Genomic DNA, 16981 nt, shown 5'->3' with positions numbered 1-16981 from the left:
GGCGCACTGACTCCGCAGCGCAACAATCCGGTCACGATAAGAAACGTAAGTGGTTCAAACCATCGGCTTGACGGCGCACGCGCCGCGAGTCCCGAATTTACGCATGAACATTGCGTTTTTGCTGAATATCTGAATTCAGCTGATAGCAGTTATCTCAACCGCCCGATTGTCGGACCTACTCCACCGAAGTTACCTGCTCATAGCAGCAATCTCCGGTATCATCGCGTTTTAACTTGCTCTCGCAAGTTCTTATACATAGTACAATACTTTCGGAGAAAAGTCAAGTGTTTGCACAAAATTTTCAGCGATTTTTTGTTGAAATCGGAATTTTTCGCGTTATGCACAAAAACAGACCCGAAAACCCTCGTTTCAGGTCTGTTTTGCCCAATCTCAACCGGTAACAACCGCTAAGATCCACGAATCTGCATGGCTGTCGATCGTCAGATCGACCTTATCATAGGCAGTCACCGTGCAGCCCGCCCGTTCTACTATCTGCAGAGTCTTTTCGAGCGTTTCCATACTGTTGTCCAGCCGAAACCACGAAACGCCGTTCTCCTGCGCGAGCAGCTCACCATCAATATCCGGCAGGCTGCTGCCGCCGATGGCCACATAGCAGTACGCGGTGTGTGTGCCGTGCAGGCTTTGCGGGAGTGTGAGCACCGGACTGGTCTGCACCTGTACCGACTTCTCAATAATCGGCTCAGGCGCTGCGATCGACTGATCGTTGTCTGCATACTGCTCGGCATCAACGCCCGCATCGCTCTGCGCATTCGCCGCAGAGTCCTCGCCGGTGTCATTCTGTCCGCTGTATGCGCTGTCGTTCGCACTCTGCGAAGCCGTGCCGCTCTGCTGCACGCTTGCATTCGATGCTCCGCTGTCCGACGTATCGGTATTCCTCTGTACGGACTGCTCGATCTCATCCTGCATACCGCCGTCCGCCGTGCAGTCTCCTGCGTCCGCCGAAGCGGAATCCGCTGCCGCCGTGCTGCCGCTGCCTACCGTGCTGAACGCGGGCATCAGTCCGCCGCCGAGCACGACCAGCACGACAACCGCCGCAGCGGCCACCATCGTAAACGCCGGCAGACGGCGCATCGGCTTTTGCGGCGCAACCACCCGAACGGTTTCCTCCTGCCGCAGACGTTCCATAATGCTGTCATGCAGTCCGGCCGGCGGCTCGGTTTCGTCCACCGCCAGCATACTGTGCATCTGCTCCAGATCCTCTTTCAGCGCGGCGCACGATGGGCACTCTGCCAGATGCTCTTCCAGCTTTTGCTTTTCGGAATCGGTCAGGGTTCCGTCCACACTGTTTGAGCAAAGCTGTTCAAAATATTCCTCCTCATTCATGCTCCTCGCCTCCTTCCATATCTTTAGACGAAGGCAAATGAAAAAGGTTCCCTCGTTTGAGTAAAATTTTGCGTAAAGCGATGCGTGCGCGTGACAGCCGCGACTTTACCGTGCCTTCGCTGACCTCGAGTATCTCAGCGATCTCGGTGTAGCTCATGCCGGAAACGTCCCGCAGCAGGACGATTCTGCGGTGCTCGTCGCTTACTTCATCGAGCGCGGCGGCAAGCTCGCGTCCCAGCTCGCTGTTCTCCAGGTGTTCTTCGGGGGATGGAGCCGTATCCGGAAGCGGCAGTTCGCGTTCCTCGTCATCCTCGCCCTGCACGAGCGGCTGCGTCGGCGGCTGGCTCTGCTTATGCCGCGCGTAATCGACGCACTGGTTCATCGTGATGCGGAACAGCCAGGTCGCAAAGCCGCTGTCCCCGCGGAAGTCCTTCATCGAACGCCATGCCCGAAGGAAAACCTCCTGCGTGATATCTGCGGCATCCTCCGGCGAGCCGGACGAGCGCAGCGCGATGGCATACACGCGCTTTTCGTAGCGCGTCACCAACTCCTCAAAGGCGGAAAGCTCGCCGCGCCGCGCCTGCGCCACAATATGCTTGTCATCCACTGCGTCTCCCCTCTCTTTCTCTTACCTTATTATTATACATTCTCCTTCGCCGAAACGAAGGCTTTCAGTTCGTCTGCGATTTCATACAGGTCACTCAGCTTGGTGAGTGCGCAAATGCGGTTCTTGAACATCTTGACACCGCTTTCCCGCTTGAGATAGCAGTTAACGTGTCGGCGTGCCTCAAGCATGGCGATATGCTCGCCCTTCTGCTCGGCGGCAAGCTCAATCTGCCGCACGGCCGTGTCAATGCGCTCCGCGAACGGCGGCAGCGCCGGACAGATGCCGGTCTCGAGCAGTGCATTCGCCCGTTCGAACAGCCACGGATCACCGAGCGAACCTCGTCCGATCATCACGCCGTCCGCGCCGGTGTGCGCGAGAATGCGGACCGCGTCCTCGGGTTCGGCCACATCTCCGTTGGCGAACACCGGAATGGAAACCGCCTGCTTGACTTCACGAATCGCATCCCAGTCGGCGGTGCCGCTGTACTGCTGCGAGCGCGTGCGTCCGTGCAGCGTGATCGCTGCCGCGCCGGACTGCTCAGCCATTCTGGCAAATTCCACACAGTTGACGCTCTTTTCATCCCAGCCCTTGCGGAACTTGACTGTTACCGGTACATCGACCGCGTTTACGACCGCTGCAATCACCTTGGATGCCAGCTCCGGGTCCTTCATCAGCGCGGAGCCGTCACCGTTGTTTACAATCTTTGGCGCCGGACAGCCCATGTTGATGTCGATGATATCACAGCCGGATTTCTCCAGCGCCAGTTTCGCGCCTTCGGCCATCGTGTCCGGCTCGTGCCCGAAGATCTGGGCAGCCGCCGGATGCTCGTCCGCCCCCAGTTCAAGCAGACGCGGCGTTTTCTTATCCTGATAGCACAGCGCCTTTGCGGAGACCATTTCGGTCACGGTCAGCGCCGCGCCGTGCTCCCGGCAGATATGGCGGAATGCAAGATCGGTCACGCCTGCCATCGGTGCAAGCGCCAGTTTTCCGTTGATTGTTACGTTGCCGATCTGCATATCGTTCCTCCGTCTTATACGTTATATAACGGTGTATATTTTACCATAACACGACTGCAAATGCAACGTATAGAATGGATTCACCCATTTTCCGACCGAAGAACGCAAAAACAGGGTAAATCCGAGGATTTACCCTGTCGATATATTCGGTTACATGACCATGCTGAGGATCTTCTCGCTGAAGAAATAGCCGAACGAGATTAGTGCGGTATTCCACACGGCAATGCCTGCCGCAGACCAGCCGATGAACCACTTGACCGGCATGCGGAGCAGTCCGGCCGGAATGGAAACAATGGTGCGGATACACGGGATCACGCGGATGATCGCCAGTCCACGCCCATGCTGTGCGTCGATAAATTCGTGGCATTTACGCACGAGCGACTTAAATTTCTTGCTCCTGCCGAACAGCTTCTCCATCACCGGTTCGCCGCCCCAGTAGCACACGGCGTAGATGACCAGACTGCCGAGCACACCGGCGATCACGCTCAGAAAAACCGTCAGCGGCAGCGACAGCTCGCTCCGGGCAATCAGCACACCGACGCACGGCATGATAACGCCTGCCGGAAATCCGGGCAGGTTCATATATTCGCAGAAAACCACGGCACAGACCAGGATCAGTCCGTACTGGTTGAACAGCTGAAAAAAGGTTTCGGCCGTCATAATAGCCGCCTCCGTTTGATCTATAGTAGGCGAAAACCGAAATTTCCGTCTGTATACTATAGTATACCAACCAAAACCGGAGGGTACAAGAGAACGGCCGCTCATTTTATAATCTGTTTACAAAACGAGCGCTGTCATCGCCCATATAGTGCCGATGAGCAGTGCGCCTGTGCAGAATCCGGCCAGCAGAGAAAGACCGTCTGCCTTTCTTCTCGACCGCCGTCTGCGCGGCAGATAGCTGTTTGCGATGCGGCAGGCCTCGCGCACCATGTCGCCGCGCGGCGCATTGTAGTCCCGCACAAGGAAAATAGCCTGCTCGAACAATGCCGGCTGCTCCGGCTTGACGACAATGACGCGGCGGCTGACGCCTCGTACCATACAGATTCCTCCTCTCTTTGTTCCATCATTCCCCTCTTTCGTGATTTTATACCAGTCTCATTCCAGCTTTTCGATTTTCATGACCATTACCGTTCGGTCGTCATCATGTCCGCGGCCTTTCGCCTCGTTCACAAGCTGTGCCGCGATCTCCTTTGGGCTGTCGCCTGCATGCGCGATAAGCAGCTGCCGCACCCATTTATCGTCCGTGCCGTCGGTCACGCCGTCCGAGAGCAGAACCACAATGTCGCCGTCGTTCATCTGCAGCGGCACGGCGTCGCCAAGCTCGTCCTCCTCCGCCAGACCGATGGGCAGCGCCGTGCCCGGCAGGATAGTCCATCGACCGTTCAGCCGCATGTAGGTCGGTGCGGCGCCGCACTTGAGGTTTTCCGCGCGTCCGCTGAACAGGTCGAGCGTGAATGCGTCCAGTGTGGTGAAGCGCATGCCGTCCGACCGCAGGCGCAGCGCCGGAGAGACCGCGTGCAGCGCGTCTCCGACCGAAATGCCTGCACGCAGGAACCGCTCGAGCGAGGTGATGAGCATGCGGCTGTCCCGCGACGCGGCGGCACCCGAGCCCATGCCGTCCGACAGGAGCAGGCACGCCGTTCCTGTATCGGTGAGAAAGTAGCACGCGTTGTCGCCCGAGACCGACGTGCCCTCCTTCTGCTGACGGCCGATGCCGACCACCGCACGGTACGGCGCCCGCTCGTGCATCTCAACGTGGATGCCCTGGCTGCCCTTTTTCTTCTCCGGTGCGGTCAGCGTCACGCCCAGCAGCGCCGACAGACCGGCTGAAAAGCCGTCCCCCTGCTTCATGATGTCGTCAATGCCCTCGCCGTATAACTCAACGGTCAGCCTGCCCTGCGAATCCCGCACCGCGCACACCCGGTCGATCCATCCGAACGCTGCCGCATACCGGCGCACCTGCCGCTCCATCAGCGGCTGCGCCGTTTCATCCTGCGTGACCTCTGCGCCAAGCTGCCGAAGAATGTCCGTAATGCCTGCGTATTGCCTGGCAAGCAGGCTCTGGTTTTCCTCCTGCTGCCGCCGAAGGCTTTCGCGCTCGCGCAGCGCAAACAGCGCACTGTTGATGGCGCGCATCAGCTCGGGCAGACGCGCACACCGTGCCGCAAAATGATAGGGAAAATCGCTCATTTCCGCTCGTCCGCGCTGCAGCATCGGCTGGGTCACATCATTGAGAGCCGCCAGCGTGCTCACATAGTCCCGCTGCCAGCACTGCGTACACAGCATGCAGTCTTTGCAGACATGGTCGCTCGCGTAGTCGAATACTGCCCGAATGTTCCGGTCTCCGGCGGCTTTACCCTCGCTGACGCCGTGCAGCATAGCAAGGTACAGCTCGTAGAACGCCTGCGCCGCCTCGGTCGCACAGGTACCCGCCAGCCGCCGCACGCGCTGACTGGCGGCTTCGCCCATCAGAGTATCCGGCAGCAGGCTGCGCCGGATAGCCTCCCACACGAAGGGCGGCAGCGCCGCAAACATGAGGACCGCGCAGAACAGCTCTGTGAGCAGCGGGATGAACAGCGGATGCTCCACGCCGAGCATAGCCGCGCACAGTCCGCCGCCGAGCGCACAGACCGAAAACCAGCCGCGGCCGCTGTCGTGAAACAGTCCGGCAACGAGCGCACACAGACCGTAGCAGCAGGTGAACAAGGCTCCGTAGCCGATGTTGAGATCCATTGCTGCGCCGAACGCGACACCGGCTGCCGCGCCCGCCGCCGGTCCGCCGAGATACGCCGCCGCCAGCACGAGCAGCAGCGCCCCCGCTCTCGCGGGAGCGAACACACCGAACAGATTGATACCCGAAAGCGATAAAAGCACGGTCGCAGTCAGCACCAAAAGCGTTACCGGTCTGCGCCAGTCATTTTCGTCGCGCGGCGGTGCGAAGGCCGCGCCGTACATCCAGCACACGCCGAACGTGATGCCCTGCACGAGCAGGAATGTCAGCACCGCCGGTGCGGTCAGCTCTGCACCGAGCGGCAGGAACACGAATGTACACGCCGCGCTTGCAAACGTCGCCACACAGGGCGCAAACCACCGCTCGGACATCACCCGCAGACCGGCGCACACGCTCATCACGCACAGCACCAGCAGCGCTGCCGCGGCGTAAATGCCGCCGTGGAATCCATCGCCGCGCAGCATAACGCCGCACACCAGACCGCCGAGCGCGGAAAGTCCCGCTCCTCGAGCCATCAAGGCCGCCGCCATCGCCAGTCCGAACGGCATGTACCCGCCGAGGATGGTTCCCTGTGCCAGCACCGCACACAGCACGAATCGCTGTGCGCCTGTGATGAGCGTCCGCAGATGCTCCTGTTTCCATAATCCAGCAGCCCATGCTGCCGCATGCCCAATCCGCACCGGTATCGACGCGGACCGCCTTGCCCTTTGTTTATCCATTTCGTTACGCCTCCCTTGCTGTTTTCCCAGTATATCCCAACGCAGGCGTGCCGCTTGGCGGGAAATAACAGCGGAAATTGCGTTTTGAAAAAAATTAAGCGCATATTCCAACTTTCGAGCGCGTAAAACGACGGCAAAGTGCGGCAAGCGGCTCTTTTGCCGCAGAAGCCCGACCGATAGACCGCCGCCGGCGGTTTTTCTGTTTCTGCGCACAAAAAAGAACCCGAAATCTTCGTTTCGGGTTCTGATTCTGCAGGTTTCGAGCAGAAAGCACTTATTCTAATTCAAACGCTCCGGTATAGAGCTGATAATACTTGCCGTGCTCCGCAATCAGCTGCTCATGATTGCCGCGCTCGATGATATGACCGAGCTGCAGCACCATAATAACGTCTGCGTTTTGAATCGTGGACAGGCGGTGCGCGATAACGAACACCGTACGTCCGTACATGAGGCTGTCCATGCCGGCCTGCACGATGGACTCCGTGCGGGTATCAATCGAGCTGGTCGCCTCATCGAGGATCATAACCGGCGGATCGGCAACAGCCGCACGCGCGATGGAAAGCAGCTGACACTGGCCCTGCGACAGACTGCCGCCGTCACCGTCGATGACAGTATCATAGCCGTCCGGCAGTCGGCGGATGAAGTCGTCCGCGTTGGCCAGCTGCGCCGCTGCCTCGACCTCCTCGTCGGTCGCATCCAGGCGGCCGTAGCGGATATTATCGCGAATGGTGCCGGTAAACAGGTTGGTATCCTGCAGCACGATGCCGAGCGAGCGGCGGAGATCGGCCTTTTTGATCTTATTGATGTTGATGCCGTCGTAGCGGATCTTGCCGTCCGCAAGGTCGTAGAAACGGTTGATCAGGTTGGTAATGGTCGTCTTGCCCGCACCGGTTGCGCCGACGAACGCGACCTTCTGACCGGGTTCGGCGTACAGTGTGATGTCGTGCAGGACGATCTTATCCGGATTATAGCCGAAATCCACATCAAAGAAGCGGACATCGCCGCGGACCTGTGTATAGGTGGTGGTGCCGTCCTCGTGCGGATGCTTCCACGCCCAGATGTTGGTCTTTTCCGGGGTTTCAACGAGTTCGCCGTTCTTGTCGTACTTGGCGTTGACGAGAGTAACGTAGCCGTTGTCTACCTCAGGCTCCTCGTCCATCAGCTCAAAGATACGCTCAGCACCGGCGAGCGCCATAACAATGGAGTTGAACTGCTGCGAGATCTGCGTTACCGGCTGGGTGAACGACTTGGTCAGCTGCAGGAAGGACGCTATAACGCCGATGGTGATGCTGTTTCCGACCACGCCGGACAGCGCCAGCGCGCCGCCGACGACCGCGACCAGAACGTATAGCAGGTTGCCGATGTTCATCATGATCGGCATGAGGATGTTTGCGAAGGTATTCGCGCTTGCAGCGTTCTCGCGCAGCTCATCGTTGAGCGCATCGAACTGCTCCTTGCACTTTTCCTCGTGGCAGAACACCTTGATGACCTTCTGACCGTTGATCATTTCCTCGATATAGCCGTTGACCCTGCCGAGCGACTTCTGCTGCTCGAGGAAGTACTTCGCGGACTGACCGCCCAGTTTCTTTACCACCTTGAGCATGACGCACACGCCGAGCAGTACGAACAGCGTCAGCCATACATTCGTCACCAGCATGCCGATGAACACCGAGATAATGGTCATCGCTGAGGAAAACATCTGCGGCACGGACTGGCTGAGCATCTGCTGCAGCGTATCGGTATCGTTGGTGAAATGGCTCATCAGATCGCCGTGGGTATGCGTATCGAAGTAGCGAATCGGCAGCTTCTGCATGTGCGCGAACATCTCGTCACGCACCTTTTTGAGCACACCCTGCGAAATGCTGACCATCAGCCAGTTGTAGACAAACGTAGTCGCAATGCCGATGAGATAGATCACCGCCATGCTTATCAGCGCATGCAGCAGGCCGGTAAACACCGGAGCTGCCTGCAGCAGCAGCGGAGAAATATAGTCGTCGATCAGGCTTTTGAGGAACATGGAGCCGGCCACGTTTGCCACAGCCGACAGCAGAATGCAGATGAGTACAACCACAAACTGTACGCCGTAGCCCTTCTGAATATATTTCATAAGACGTCCGAGCGTCTTTTTCGGATTTTTGCTGCGCTTTCCGCCCCTCATGCCTCTGCGGCCGCCGGGTCCGCGCATCTGAGGTCCTGCCATTATTCCTCACCGCCCTTTCTGTTCTGCTGGTTGTAGATTTCCTGATAGATCGTGTTGGCTGCGAGCAGCTCATCGTGCGTGCCGACAGCCTGCACGGTGCCGCCGTCGAGAATGACGATCTGATCCGCATCCTGCACAGAGGAAACGCGCTGTGCAATGATAATCTTGGTCGTGTCCGGGATCTCCTCCGCGAATGCCTTGCGAATGAGCGCATCCGTCTTGGTATCGACCGCACTGGTCGAGTCATCAAGAATGAGGATCTTCGGCTTTTTCAGCAGCGCACGCGCAATGCACAGGCGCTGCTTCTGACCGCCGGAGACATTTGAGCCGCCCTGCTCAATGTGGGTGTCATACTTATCCGGCATCTGCTGGATGAATTCATCCGCCTGTGCCAGACGGCATACGCGCTCGAGCTCCTCATCCGAGGCGTTTTCGTCACCCCAGCGAAGGTTTTCCTTGATCGTGCCGGAGAACAGCACGTTCTTCTGGAGCACCATGGCAACCTGATCGCGCAGCGCCTCGATATCGTAATCGCGGACATCCACGCCGCCAACCTTGACTGTGCCGTGCGTGGTATCGTACAGGCGCGGAATCAGCTGCACGAGCGTAGACTTCGCAGAACCGGTGCCGCCGAGAATGCCGACGGTCTGACCGGCCTTGATATGCAGGCTGACGTTTTTGAGCGCCAGCTTGCGCTCATCGCCCTTGTAGCTGAAGGAAACGTCGTCGAACTCGATCGCGCCGTCCTTGACCTCGTGAATCGGGTTTGCAGGATTGTGCAGGTCGGGCTGCTCATCGAGGATTTCGGCAACACGCTCTGCGCTCGCCTTGGCCATGGTGATCATAACGAAAACCATCGCTACCATCATCAGGCTCATCAGGATCTGCATCGCGTAGGAGAACATGCTGGTCAGCTCGCCGGTGGTCATCGAGCCGCCGACGATCAGACGCGCGCCGAACCACGAAATCAGCAGCATGCACGCGTACATGCAGAACTGCATCAGCGGCATAACGCCTGCCATGGTCTTCTGCGCCTTGGAGAACGTGCGGTACAGCATACCGGAAACGCCCTCAAACTTTTCGGTCTCGTGATCCTCACGAACATAGGTCTTAACAACGCGGATACCGCGCACATTTTCCTGTACGACCGTGTTCATGCGGTCGTAGATTTTGAATGCGCGCTCAAAGACCGGGCCGACGACCTTCATCAGGATGCCCATACCGATCGCCAGAATCGGCAGCACCGCGAGGAATACGAGCGCCATCCTGCTGTTGATCTTCATCGCCATGAACAGCGCAAAGACCAGCATGACCGGGCAGCGCACCGCGATGCGCGTGCACATCTGAAAGGCGTTCTGCACGTTGGTAACATCGGTGGTCAGACGGGTGACGATCGAACCGGTGGAGAACTTATCAATGTTGGAAAACGAGAAATTCTGCACATTGTAGTACATATCGTGACGCAGATTGCGGGCAAAGCCGGTTGAGGCTCTTGCCGCAAAGGTGCCGGCCGCCGCGCCGAACACCAGCGCGAGCATGGCGCACAGCACAAGGATGATGCCGTATTTCCAAATGGCGGCCATATCCTGCCCGTCAATGCCCTTGTCGATCAGCAGCGCCATAACCATCGGAATGATGACCTCCATCACGACCTCAAGCACAACGAAAAACGGCGTGAGCAATGCGTCCTTTTTGAACTCACGCACACTTTTCAGCAGTCGTTTTATCATTATTTCTGTCCCTCCCTGCACATATTGCATTGGTACTGCTCCAGATTGGAGCGGATTTTCTCACAGACCGCAAACCAGCCCTTCAGCTCGTCCTCGGTGATGCCCTGCCGCAGAAGCTGTTCCATTTGCTCCATGCGCTCGCCAATGCGCTTATCCATTGCACGCGCCTGCTCGGTCAGCACCAGACGTTTCAGGCGGCCGTCATGCTCCACCGGCTCACGGCGGATAATGCCGTGCTGCTCCATCAGCTGCAGTATGCCCGTTGCGGTCGAGCGGCGCATCTGGAACACGCTTTCCAGATCCTTCTGGAATATATCGCCCTGTTTTTCGTGTATGATCAGGTGATGGACGATCATCGCCTGCATGCCGGTCACATTCGCTGCATTCGCAGTCTTTTCGGTCATACACGCCATCTGCCGCCGAAGCAGATTATGCAGCATGCCGATTTCTGCACCGATGCGGTCGTTCGAGTGACCGCAGCATTCATTATGGTCACAGCAATTCATTGTTAGCCTCCTTACTGTTAGCTTGCTAACATATTATACACCGTCACTCGGCAATGTCAACGGGTTTCACGAAATGTTCACATTTCGGGGAGTGGTCGCTTACGAAGCGAGAGGAATCTCACCTGCCCGGCGGGGGGCGCCGTACCCACGGCGGGGGCAAGAGGGTAGACACCAATGGTTTCTACCCTCTTAACTCCCACTTCCTTTTGTTTCTTAACCTGACGCATACCAGAGACCGGCGACCGCTTCGAAAAATATGAGAACGGCAGTCGGATTACTCTGCCGTAGGGGCGCACAGTGTGCGCCCATTTCTCGACATATTCGCAGTTCACAGATAACGTACTGCTACACATGCGGCCTGCTCTCCGCAGGCGCGACATACCTGTGTCGCGCAACTCATTAGCTTGGCGACTACCGATGGCACCTTCGAGTTTCATCTGATATGCACGTTATACCGTAGGGTGCGGCAAGGTGAATTGCCCGAAGGGCAAGAGAGGGTACCCTAGGGTACGACTCGGCGCACCGCTGTAAATTCATTGGCAGACGTGTAATCGTAGGGGCGCACAATGTGCGCCCGCGCCATCGTCAAATGGGCGTGTCCGTTCTTTGACCAGGTTTCGGTTGTGCCGTGGGAGCACACTGTGCTCCCCTACGGTATGGTTTGTGCAAATCGTTTGGTACGGTGCGCCGAGGTCGTCGCACCCTACGATATATCACGTTATGATGATGTTACCGCACCAATAAAAAAAAATGGAGAAATGAAACCCGTCCGGTTCATTCTCCATTTTCAATTTTCTATTATTTCGCCTGATATGCCGGTTTGAGAAACATTTCTTCAAGATACTGCTTGCCGGTTTCGGTTCGGAACACGCGGTCTTTCGCGTTTTTACACTGCTCTGCCGTCATACCGTCCTCGTAGGCGTTGACAAGGAAATCCGCTTCAAGCAGAATACGGAAATCTTTTTCCTCTCCGGCGGTATAGGTATGGTGATGCGCGATGAGCCACTGCACGCGCTCGCTCTCCCGCTCATCTGCGCCGCACTGCTGCAGCATGGGAGCCGCGACCGCCGGACCTTCCATCTCCTGCCAGTGTCCGCCGCTCGAGCCGTGCTTCCGTTCGGCTTCGTGGATGCCGATATCATGCAGAACGGCTGCAGCTTCAAGTACATTCTGCTTGTGCTCATCCAGACCTTCCCTGCGCCCGAGCAGGCGGCTGTACGCGTATACCTTTATAAAGTGCTGAATCCGTTTTGCGTCGCCTGCGTCATACGCGATGGCGAGCGCGGTCAGCTTTTCGATGTCGATCATGCGTGTCACTCCTTTGGCGCAAGCATAGCACCGCACGACCGAATTTGTCAAGTCAGGGTAATACCACATAATTGAACAAGAGCGATTTACGAGTAAATTTTGCGGTCTGACTAGGCGTGATTTTGCGGTAATACTTTGTGTATTACCGTGAAAGCACAACGACGTCAGAGCACAAAATTTCCGTAAAGCGCCGCAGTTTAATTGTGCGGTGTTACCCTAATCCTGTCCAGCCGTATTTCGCCATATCCACGCGGCCATCCTCGGTGAACTCGATGCCGTCCGCTTCGAGCAGTGCGCGCTGAATATCCGCGCCGCCGAACGCAAACGCCGGTGACGTTCGTCCGTCTTTCGTTACCACGCGGTAGCACGGAATCCCCTCCGGATCGGGATTGACATGCAGCGCATAGCCGACGACGCGCGCCCATCTCGGATTGCCCGCGAGCAGCGCGACCTGCCCATAGCTGGCCACCGTTCCGCGCGGAATTTTCTTCACCACTGCATATATACGGTCAAAGCTGTTTGCCATGGCTGTTTCCTCCTTCTTTTACTTTATTATATCAAGTCAGATTGCCGATATCCATAGGTTTTTCAGCCTAAAAAACTGTATAATTTTATCACGCTAAAGTATTGCATATACAAAAAAATTGCTATATAATAAAACCGTCACCAAATATAAGAGCATTCCACTCGGATTACTTACGAAAGTTAAGCGAGTGGTATAGAATGTAAGGAGGACAATAAAAATGGCACTTACCAATTCTTATCTGCAGGGCGTGTACGAAACCGTACAGAAGCGCAACCCGAATGAGCCGGAGTTCCAGCAGGCAGTTTACGAGGTTCTTGAGAGCCTTGAGCCGGTTGTTGAAGCTCGTCCGGAGCTTGAGAAGAACGGCATCATGGAGCGCATCGTAGAGCCGGAGCGCATGTTCATGTTCCGTGTACCGTGGGTTGACGATCAGGGCAAGGTTCAGGTTAACCGCGGCTTCCGTGTACAGTTCAACTCCGCAATCGGCCCCTACAAGGGCGGTCTGCGTCTGCACCCCTCTGTTAACGCATCCGTTATCAAGTTTCTCGGCTTTGAGCAGTGCTTCAAGAACAGCCTGACCACTCTGCCGATGGGCGGCGGCAAGGGCGGCTCCGACTTCGACCCGAAGGGCAAGTCCGATGCTGAGATCATGCGTTTCTGCCAGTCCTTCATGACCGAGCTGTGCAAGCACATCGGTCAGTTCACCGACGTTCCGGCAGGCGATATCGGTGTTGGCGGCCGTGAGATCGGCTTTATGTTCGGCCAGTACAAGCGTCTGCGCAACGAGTACACCGGCGTTCTGACCGGTAAGGGTCTGTCCTACGGCGGTTCTCTGGCACGCACGCAGGCAACCGGCTACGGCCTGTGCTACTACATGAAGGAAATGCTCGCATACAAGGGCACTTCGTTCGAGGGCAAGACCGTTGCAATCTCCGGTTCCGGCAACGTAGCGATCTATGCCTGCGAGAAGGCTACCCAGCTGGGCGCTAAGGTTGTTACCATGTCCGACTCCAACGGCTTCATCTACGATCCGAACGGCATCGACCTGGATGTTGTTAAGGACATCAAGGAAGTTAAGCGCGGCCGCATCAAGGAGTATGCTGAGCGCGTTGCAGGCAGCACCTACACCGAGGGTCAGCGTCCGTGGGGCGTAAAGTGCGACATCGCTCTGCCGTGCGCAACCCAGAACGAGCTGAACGAGGAGAACGCCAAGGCTCTGATCGCCAACGGCTGCAAGTTTGTAGCTGAGGGCGCTAACATGCCGTCCACCCCGGAGGCTGTTGCAGCATTCCAGGCAGCCGGCGTATTCTTCGGCCCGGCAAAGGCTGCTAACGCAGGCGGCGTAGCTACCTCCGGTCTGGAAATGAGCCAGAACTCCCTGCGTCTGTCCTGGACCTTCGAGGAAGTTGACCAGCGTCTGCACGACATCATGGTTAACATCTTCCACACCTGCATCACTGCAGCTGAGAAGTACGGCCACAAGGACAACCTTGTTATGGGCGCTAACATCGGCGGCTTCGAGAAGATCGCTGACGCTATGCTCGCTCAGGGCGTATGCTGATTTTCGATTGAAAGGGCTACGCCCTTTCAATCGAGGGACGCCCTTGACAGGCGCTGCCTGTAAGGGCTACCGCAATAAAAGAGCACCGGAATTTCGATTCCGGTGCTCTTTTATTGTTTGCTAAAAATGACCCGGCAAAGCTGGGCCATTTTTGTCGCGCTGAAAGCGCTCCATTTGATGCGCTCTGCGGCATGATAGGTTATCTGGGTGCTGAAATCCCCGTCGGGGATTTTATGGGTTGGCGTGAACGCTGTTGCCCGCGAAGGACTCACCGCCAACAGGCGGCTGTCCTATAGGTGCGGTTTGCGGGGCATACCGCGTATTTTACCGCGAACTGCGTTCGCGGGTGCGGGACCCGGCGGCACAGCCGCCTGTGTCCCGTATTTCGCGCGTCAGCGCGCTTCAAATAGAATTTGCTATGCAAATTCATAGCCCGTAGGCCTCTATCCTTAAAAAGATTTAATGAGAGCAAACCGGGAGCATGTATCTCGGTTTTTATACTTCTGGAGGGAGAAAGTTTCGACCACCAGGAGGAACTTTCGGACGACTTTGGAACGGCCCACGGTCCGTTCCCCCTTGTCGGCGAAACTGTAGTTTCACGACAGGCATTTTATGCGTTTTCCGAGAAATCCGCAAGACGCAGGTTCTCGTTATGGTCGGTTGCGTAGGTGATATTCCACGGCGAGGTGAACAGCAGCAGGCTGTTGCCCTTGAGATCCTCGACGATCTTGGTATCGCTCGTGAGCTGGAGCTTCTTAATATCGAAGTCCTCCTCATCATTCTCAACCCAGCGAACGTGCTCATACGGCAGGTTCTCGCGGATGATCTCGACGTTATACTCGTTCTTCAATCGGTACTCGAGCACCTCAAACTGCAGCACGCCGACAACGCCGACGATAACCGATTCCATACCGGCATTCGGCTCGCGGAAGATCTGGATAGCGCCCTCCTGTGCGATCTGCTCGACGCCCTTGACGAACTGCTTGCGCTTGAGCGTATCCTTCTGGCGAACAACGGCAAACAGCTCGGGTGCAAACGTCGGAATGCCGGAGAACACGCACTTATGCTTGGGATCGCACACGGTATCACCGATGGAGAACACACCCGGATCGAAAATACCGATAATATCGCCCGCATACGCCTCATCGACAATGGAGCGGTCCTGTGCCATCAGCTGCTGCGGTGCGGCAAGCACCATCTTCTTGCCGGACTGAACGTGCAGCACGTCCTGACCGCGCTCAAACTTGCCGGAGCAGATACGCATGAACGCAACACGGTCGCGGTGCGCCTTGTTCATGTTCGCCTGAATCTTGAATACAAACGCGGAGAAATGCGGATCGAACGGGTCGATCACGCCGATGTCAGCGGTACGCGCGGTCGGCGGAGGCGTCATCTGCAGGAACTTCTTCAGGAACGGCTCAACACCGAAGTTAGTCAGCGCGGAACCGAAAAATACCGGCGACAGCCTGCCCTCGTGCACTGCCTTGAGATCGAACTCATCGCCTGCACCGGAGAGCAGCTCCACATCGTCGATCAGCGTCTGGTACTGATCCTCGGGCAGCATACCCTCGAGGATCGGATCGTCGATCGACAGTCGCTGTGCCTTGACCTCGTGGCGGAAATCCGCGCCCTCAAACGCGATAACCTCATCGTCCATGCGGTCGTACACGCCCTTGAAGCGCTTGCCCGAGCCGATCGGCCAGTTTACCGCGTAGGTGCCGATACCCAGCTCGTTCTCGATGTCCTCGAGCAGCTCGTACGGGTCGCGTGCCTCACGGTCCATCTTGTTGATAAAGGTGAAGATGGGCACGCCGCGCATCGCGCAGACCTTGAACAGCTTGCGGGTCTGTGCCTCGACGCCCTTGGAGGCGTCAATGACCATCACCGCAGAGTCAGCCGCCATCAGCGTGCGGTAGGTGTCCTCCGAGAAGTCCTGATGGCCCGGGGTATCCAGAATATTGATGCACTTGCCCTCATAGCGGAACTGCAGCACCGAGGACGTTACCGAAATACCGCGCTGCTTCTCGATCTCCATCCAGTCGGAAACCGCATGACGGCTGTTTTTCTTGCCCTTGACCATGCCGGCCTCCTGAATGGCTCCGCCGTAGAGCAAAAACTTCTCCGTAATGGTGGTTTTACCGGCGTCAGGGTGCGAAATGATTGCAAATGTGCGCCGATTTTCAATTTCTTTTTTCAGGTCTGCCACAGACTTTTTCCTCCCGATCTATCAAAATCTAATATTGTTGTAGAATGTACACAGAATGTTCACAATTCACCAGTATTATAAATGACGTGGAAAGCGTAAGATCCCCCCACATGTTCTTGCTTTCTACTCTCTATCCTACCTTTTATTGCGGGAGCAGCCGGACGAAAGTTCGGCTGTTCCTGTTTTTTTACCTTTTTCAAAGGTAGAACGAAAGCGCGGCACCCGCCGCATCGGGGCAAGAGGGTAGACACCTACGGTTTCTACCCTCTTAACTCCCGTTTCCCTTAACTTGTTAGTCCGGCGCAGCTTTCCTATCTGTGACCGCTCCGAAAAAGGGGAACGACAGTCGGTCTACCGCAGCGTGTCTTTCTCCGCCTATTCGCAGTTCACAGACAACTTACTGCTACACATATCGGAAAGTCTACGCAGAGGGCGGCACAGCTATGCCGCCCAAAGGTTAAACTTAACCATTGCGTGCGGCACGCGCTGTCAGACGCAGAAGAGACCCTCGTCAACGTGTAAGGGTG

13 protein-coding genes are annotated in these 16981 nt (G+C 56.9%); 1 reads left to right on the top strand and 12 read right to left on the bottom strand.

Annotation, left to right across the window (positions count from 1 at the left end):
- Positions 1-390: 390 nt before the first annotated feature.
- The 11 genes from PGY33_RS06440 to PGY33_RS06390 all read right to left on the bottom strand — a co-directional run bounded on the left by PGY33_RS06440 (position 391) and on the right by PGY33_RS06390 (position 12687).
- Positions 391-1344, bottom strand: a complete 954-nt coding sequence (locus PGY33_RS06440; RefSeq protein WP_270477805.1) for an anti-sigma factor family protein — start codon at positions 1342-1344, stop codon at positions 391-393.
- Entirely contained in the window at positions 1337-1951 is a 615-nt protein-coding gene (locus tag PGY33_RS06435) for an RNA polymerase sigma factor (RefSeq protein ID WP_110435214.1), read from the bottom strand. The genes PGY33_RS06440 and PGY33_RS06435 overlap by 8 nt, the downstream gene beginning before the upstream one ends.
- 32 nt (positions 1952-1983) lie before the next feature.
- Positions 1984-2967, bottom strand: coding sequence for a tRNA dihydrouridine synthase DusB (gene dusB, locus PGY33_RS06430; protein WP_270477802.1), 984 nt, complete (start codon positions 2965-2967; stop codon positions 1984-1986).
- A gap of 150 nt (positions 2968-3117) precedes the next feature.
- Positions 3118-3627: a DedA family protein gene (locus tag PGY33_RS06425; protein WP_181967777.1), complete on the bottom strand. Its 510-nt coding sequence runs from the start codon at positions 3625-3627 to the stop codon at positions 3118-3120.
- 117 nt (positions 3628-3744) lie between these two features.
- Complete coding sequence (locus tag PGY33_RS06420) at positions 3745-4005, bottom strand: hypothetical protein (protein WP_270477800.1); 261 nt, start codon at positions 4003-4005, stop codon at positions 3745-3747.
- Between the two features lie 57 nt (positions 4006-4062).
- The gene (locus tag PGY33_RS06415) at positions 4063-6417 is read right to left on the bottom strand and encodes a SpoIIE family protein phosphatase (protein ID WP_270477798.1); all 2355 of its coding nucleotides are present in this window, start codon (positions 6415-6417) and stop codon (positions 4063-4065) included.
- Positions 6418-6691: 274 nt separating this feature from the next.
- A complete protein-coding gene (locus tag PGY33_RS06410; protein WP_243022873.1) occupies positions 6692-8575 on the bottom strand; it encodes an ABC transporter ATP-binding protein in 1884 nt (627 codons plus the stop codon).
- A gap of 41 nt (positions 8576-8616) precedes the next feature.
- On the bottom strand, positions 8617-10347 hold the full coding sequence (locus PGY33_RS06405; protein WP_270477796.1) for an ABC transporter ATP-binding protein: 1731 nt from the start codon (positions 10345-10347) through the stop codon (positions 8617-8619).
- On the bottom strand, positions 10347-10853 hold the full coding sequence (locus PGY33_RS06400; protein WP_117491415.1) for a MarR family winged helix-turn-helix transcriptional regulator: 507 nt from the start codon (positions 10851-10853) through the stop codon (positions 10347-10349). Before PGY33_RS06400 ends, PGY33_RS06405 begins: the two co-directional genes overlap by 1 nt.
- 798 nt (positions 10854-11651) lie before the next feature.
- Positions 11652-12161 (bottom strand): HD domain-containing protein, encoded by a 510-nt coding sequence (locus tag PGY33_RS06395; protein ID WP_270477795.1) that lies wholly within the window; start codon positions 12159-12161, stop codon positions 11652-11654.
- Between the two features lie 211 nt (positions 12162-12372).
- On the bottom strand, positions 12373-12687 hold the full coding sequence (locus PGY33_RS06390) for an MGMT family protein (protein ID WP_119194946.1): 315 nt from the start codon (positions 12685-12687) through the stop codon (positions 12373-12375).
- Between the two features lie 217 nt (positions 12688-12904).
- Between PGY33_RS06390 and gdhA the strand changes: the two genes are divergently transcribed.
- Complete coding sequence (gdhA, locus tag PGY33_RS06385; protein WP_118761101.1) at positions 12905-14248, top strand: NADP-specific glutamate dehydrogenase; 1344 nt, start codon at positions 12905-12907, stop codon at positions 14246-14248.
- Between the two features lie 610 nt (positions 14249-14858).
- Here gdhA and PGY33_RS06380 read toward each other — a convergent pair.
- Positions 14859-16454, bottom strand: coding sequence for a peptide chain release factor 3 (locus PGY33_RS06380; protein ID WP_119189131.1), 1596 nt, complete (start codon positions 16452-16454; stop codon positions 14859-14861).
- Positions 16455-16981: the final 527 nt, after the last annotated feature.

The sequence above is a fragment of the Butyricicoccus sp. AF18-9LB genome (genome assembly GCF_027684505.1).
Classification (GTDB): domain Bacteria; phylum Bacillota; class Clostridia; order Oscillospirales; family Butyricicoccaceae; genus Agathobaculum; species Agathobaculum butyriciproducens.
This window is presented reverse-complemented; position numbering and strand designations above follow the sequence as displayed.

Coding starts and splice junctions, on each gene's coding strand:
- PGY33_RS06440 (WP_270477805.1), bottom strand. CDS start 1,344: ATGAATGAGGAGGAATATTTTGAACAGCTTTGCTCAAACAGTGTGGAC.
- dusB (WP_270477802.1), bottom strand. CDS start 2,967: ATGCAGATCGGCAACGTAACAATCAACGGAAAACTGGCGCTTGCACCG.
- PGY33_RS06425 (WP_181967777.1), bottom strand. CDS start 3,627: ATGACGGCCGAAACCTTTTTTCAGCTGTTCAACCAGTACGGACTGATC.
- PGY33_RS06420 (WP_270477800.1), bottom strand. CDS start 4,005: ATGGTACGAGGCGTCAGCCGCCGCGTCATTGTCGTCAAGCCGGAGCAG.
- PGY33_RS06415 (WP_270477798.1), bottom strand. CDS start 6,417: ATGGATAAACAAAGGGCAAGGCGGTCCGCGTCGATACCGGTGCGGATT.
- PGY33_RS06410 (WP_243022873.1), bottom strand. CDS start 8,575: ATGAGGGGCGGAAAGCGCAGCAAAAATCCGAAAAAGACGCTCGGACGT.
- PGY33_RS06405 (WP_270477796.1), bottom strand. CDS start 10,347: ATGATAAAACGACTGCTGAAAAGTGTGCGTGAGTTCAAAAAGGACGCA.
- PGY33_RS06400 (WP_117491415.1), bottom strand. CDS start 10,853: ATGAATTGCTGTGACCATAATGAATGCTGCGGTCACTCGAACGACCGC.
- PGY33_RS06395 (WP_270477795.1), bottom strand. CDS start 12,161: ATGATCGACATCGAAAAGCTGACCGCGCTCGCCATCGCGTATGACGCA.
- PGY33_RS06390 (WP_119194946.1), bottom strand. CDS start 12,687: ATGGCAAACAGCTTTGACCGTATATATGCAGTGGTGAAGAAAATTCCG.
- gdhA (WP_118761101.1), top strand. CDS start 12,905: ATGGCACTTACCAATTCTTATCTGCAGGGCGTGTACGAAACCGTACAG.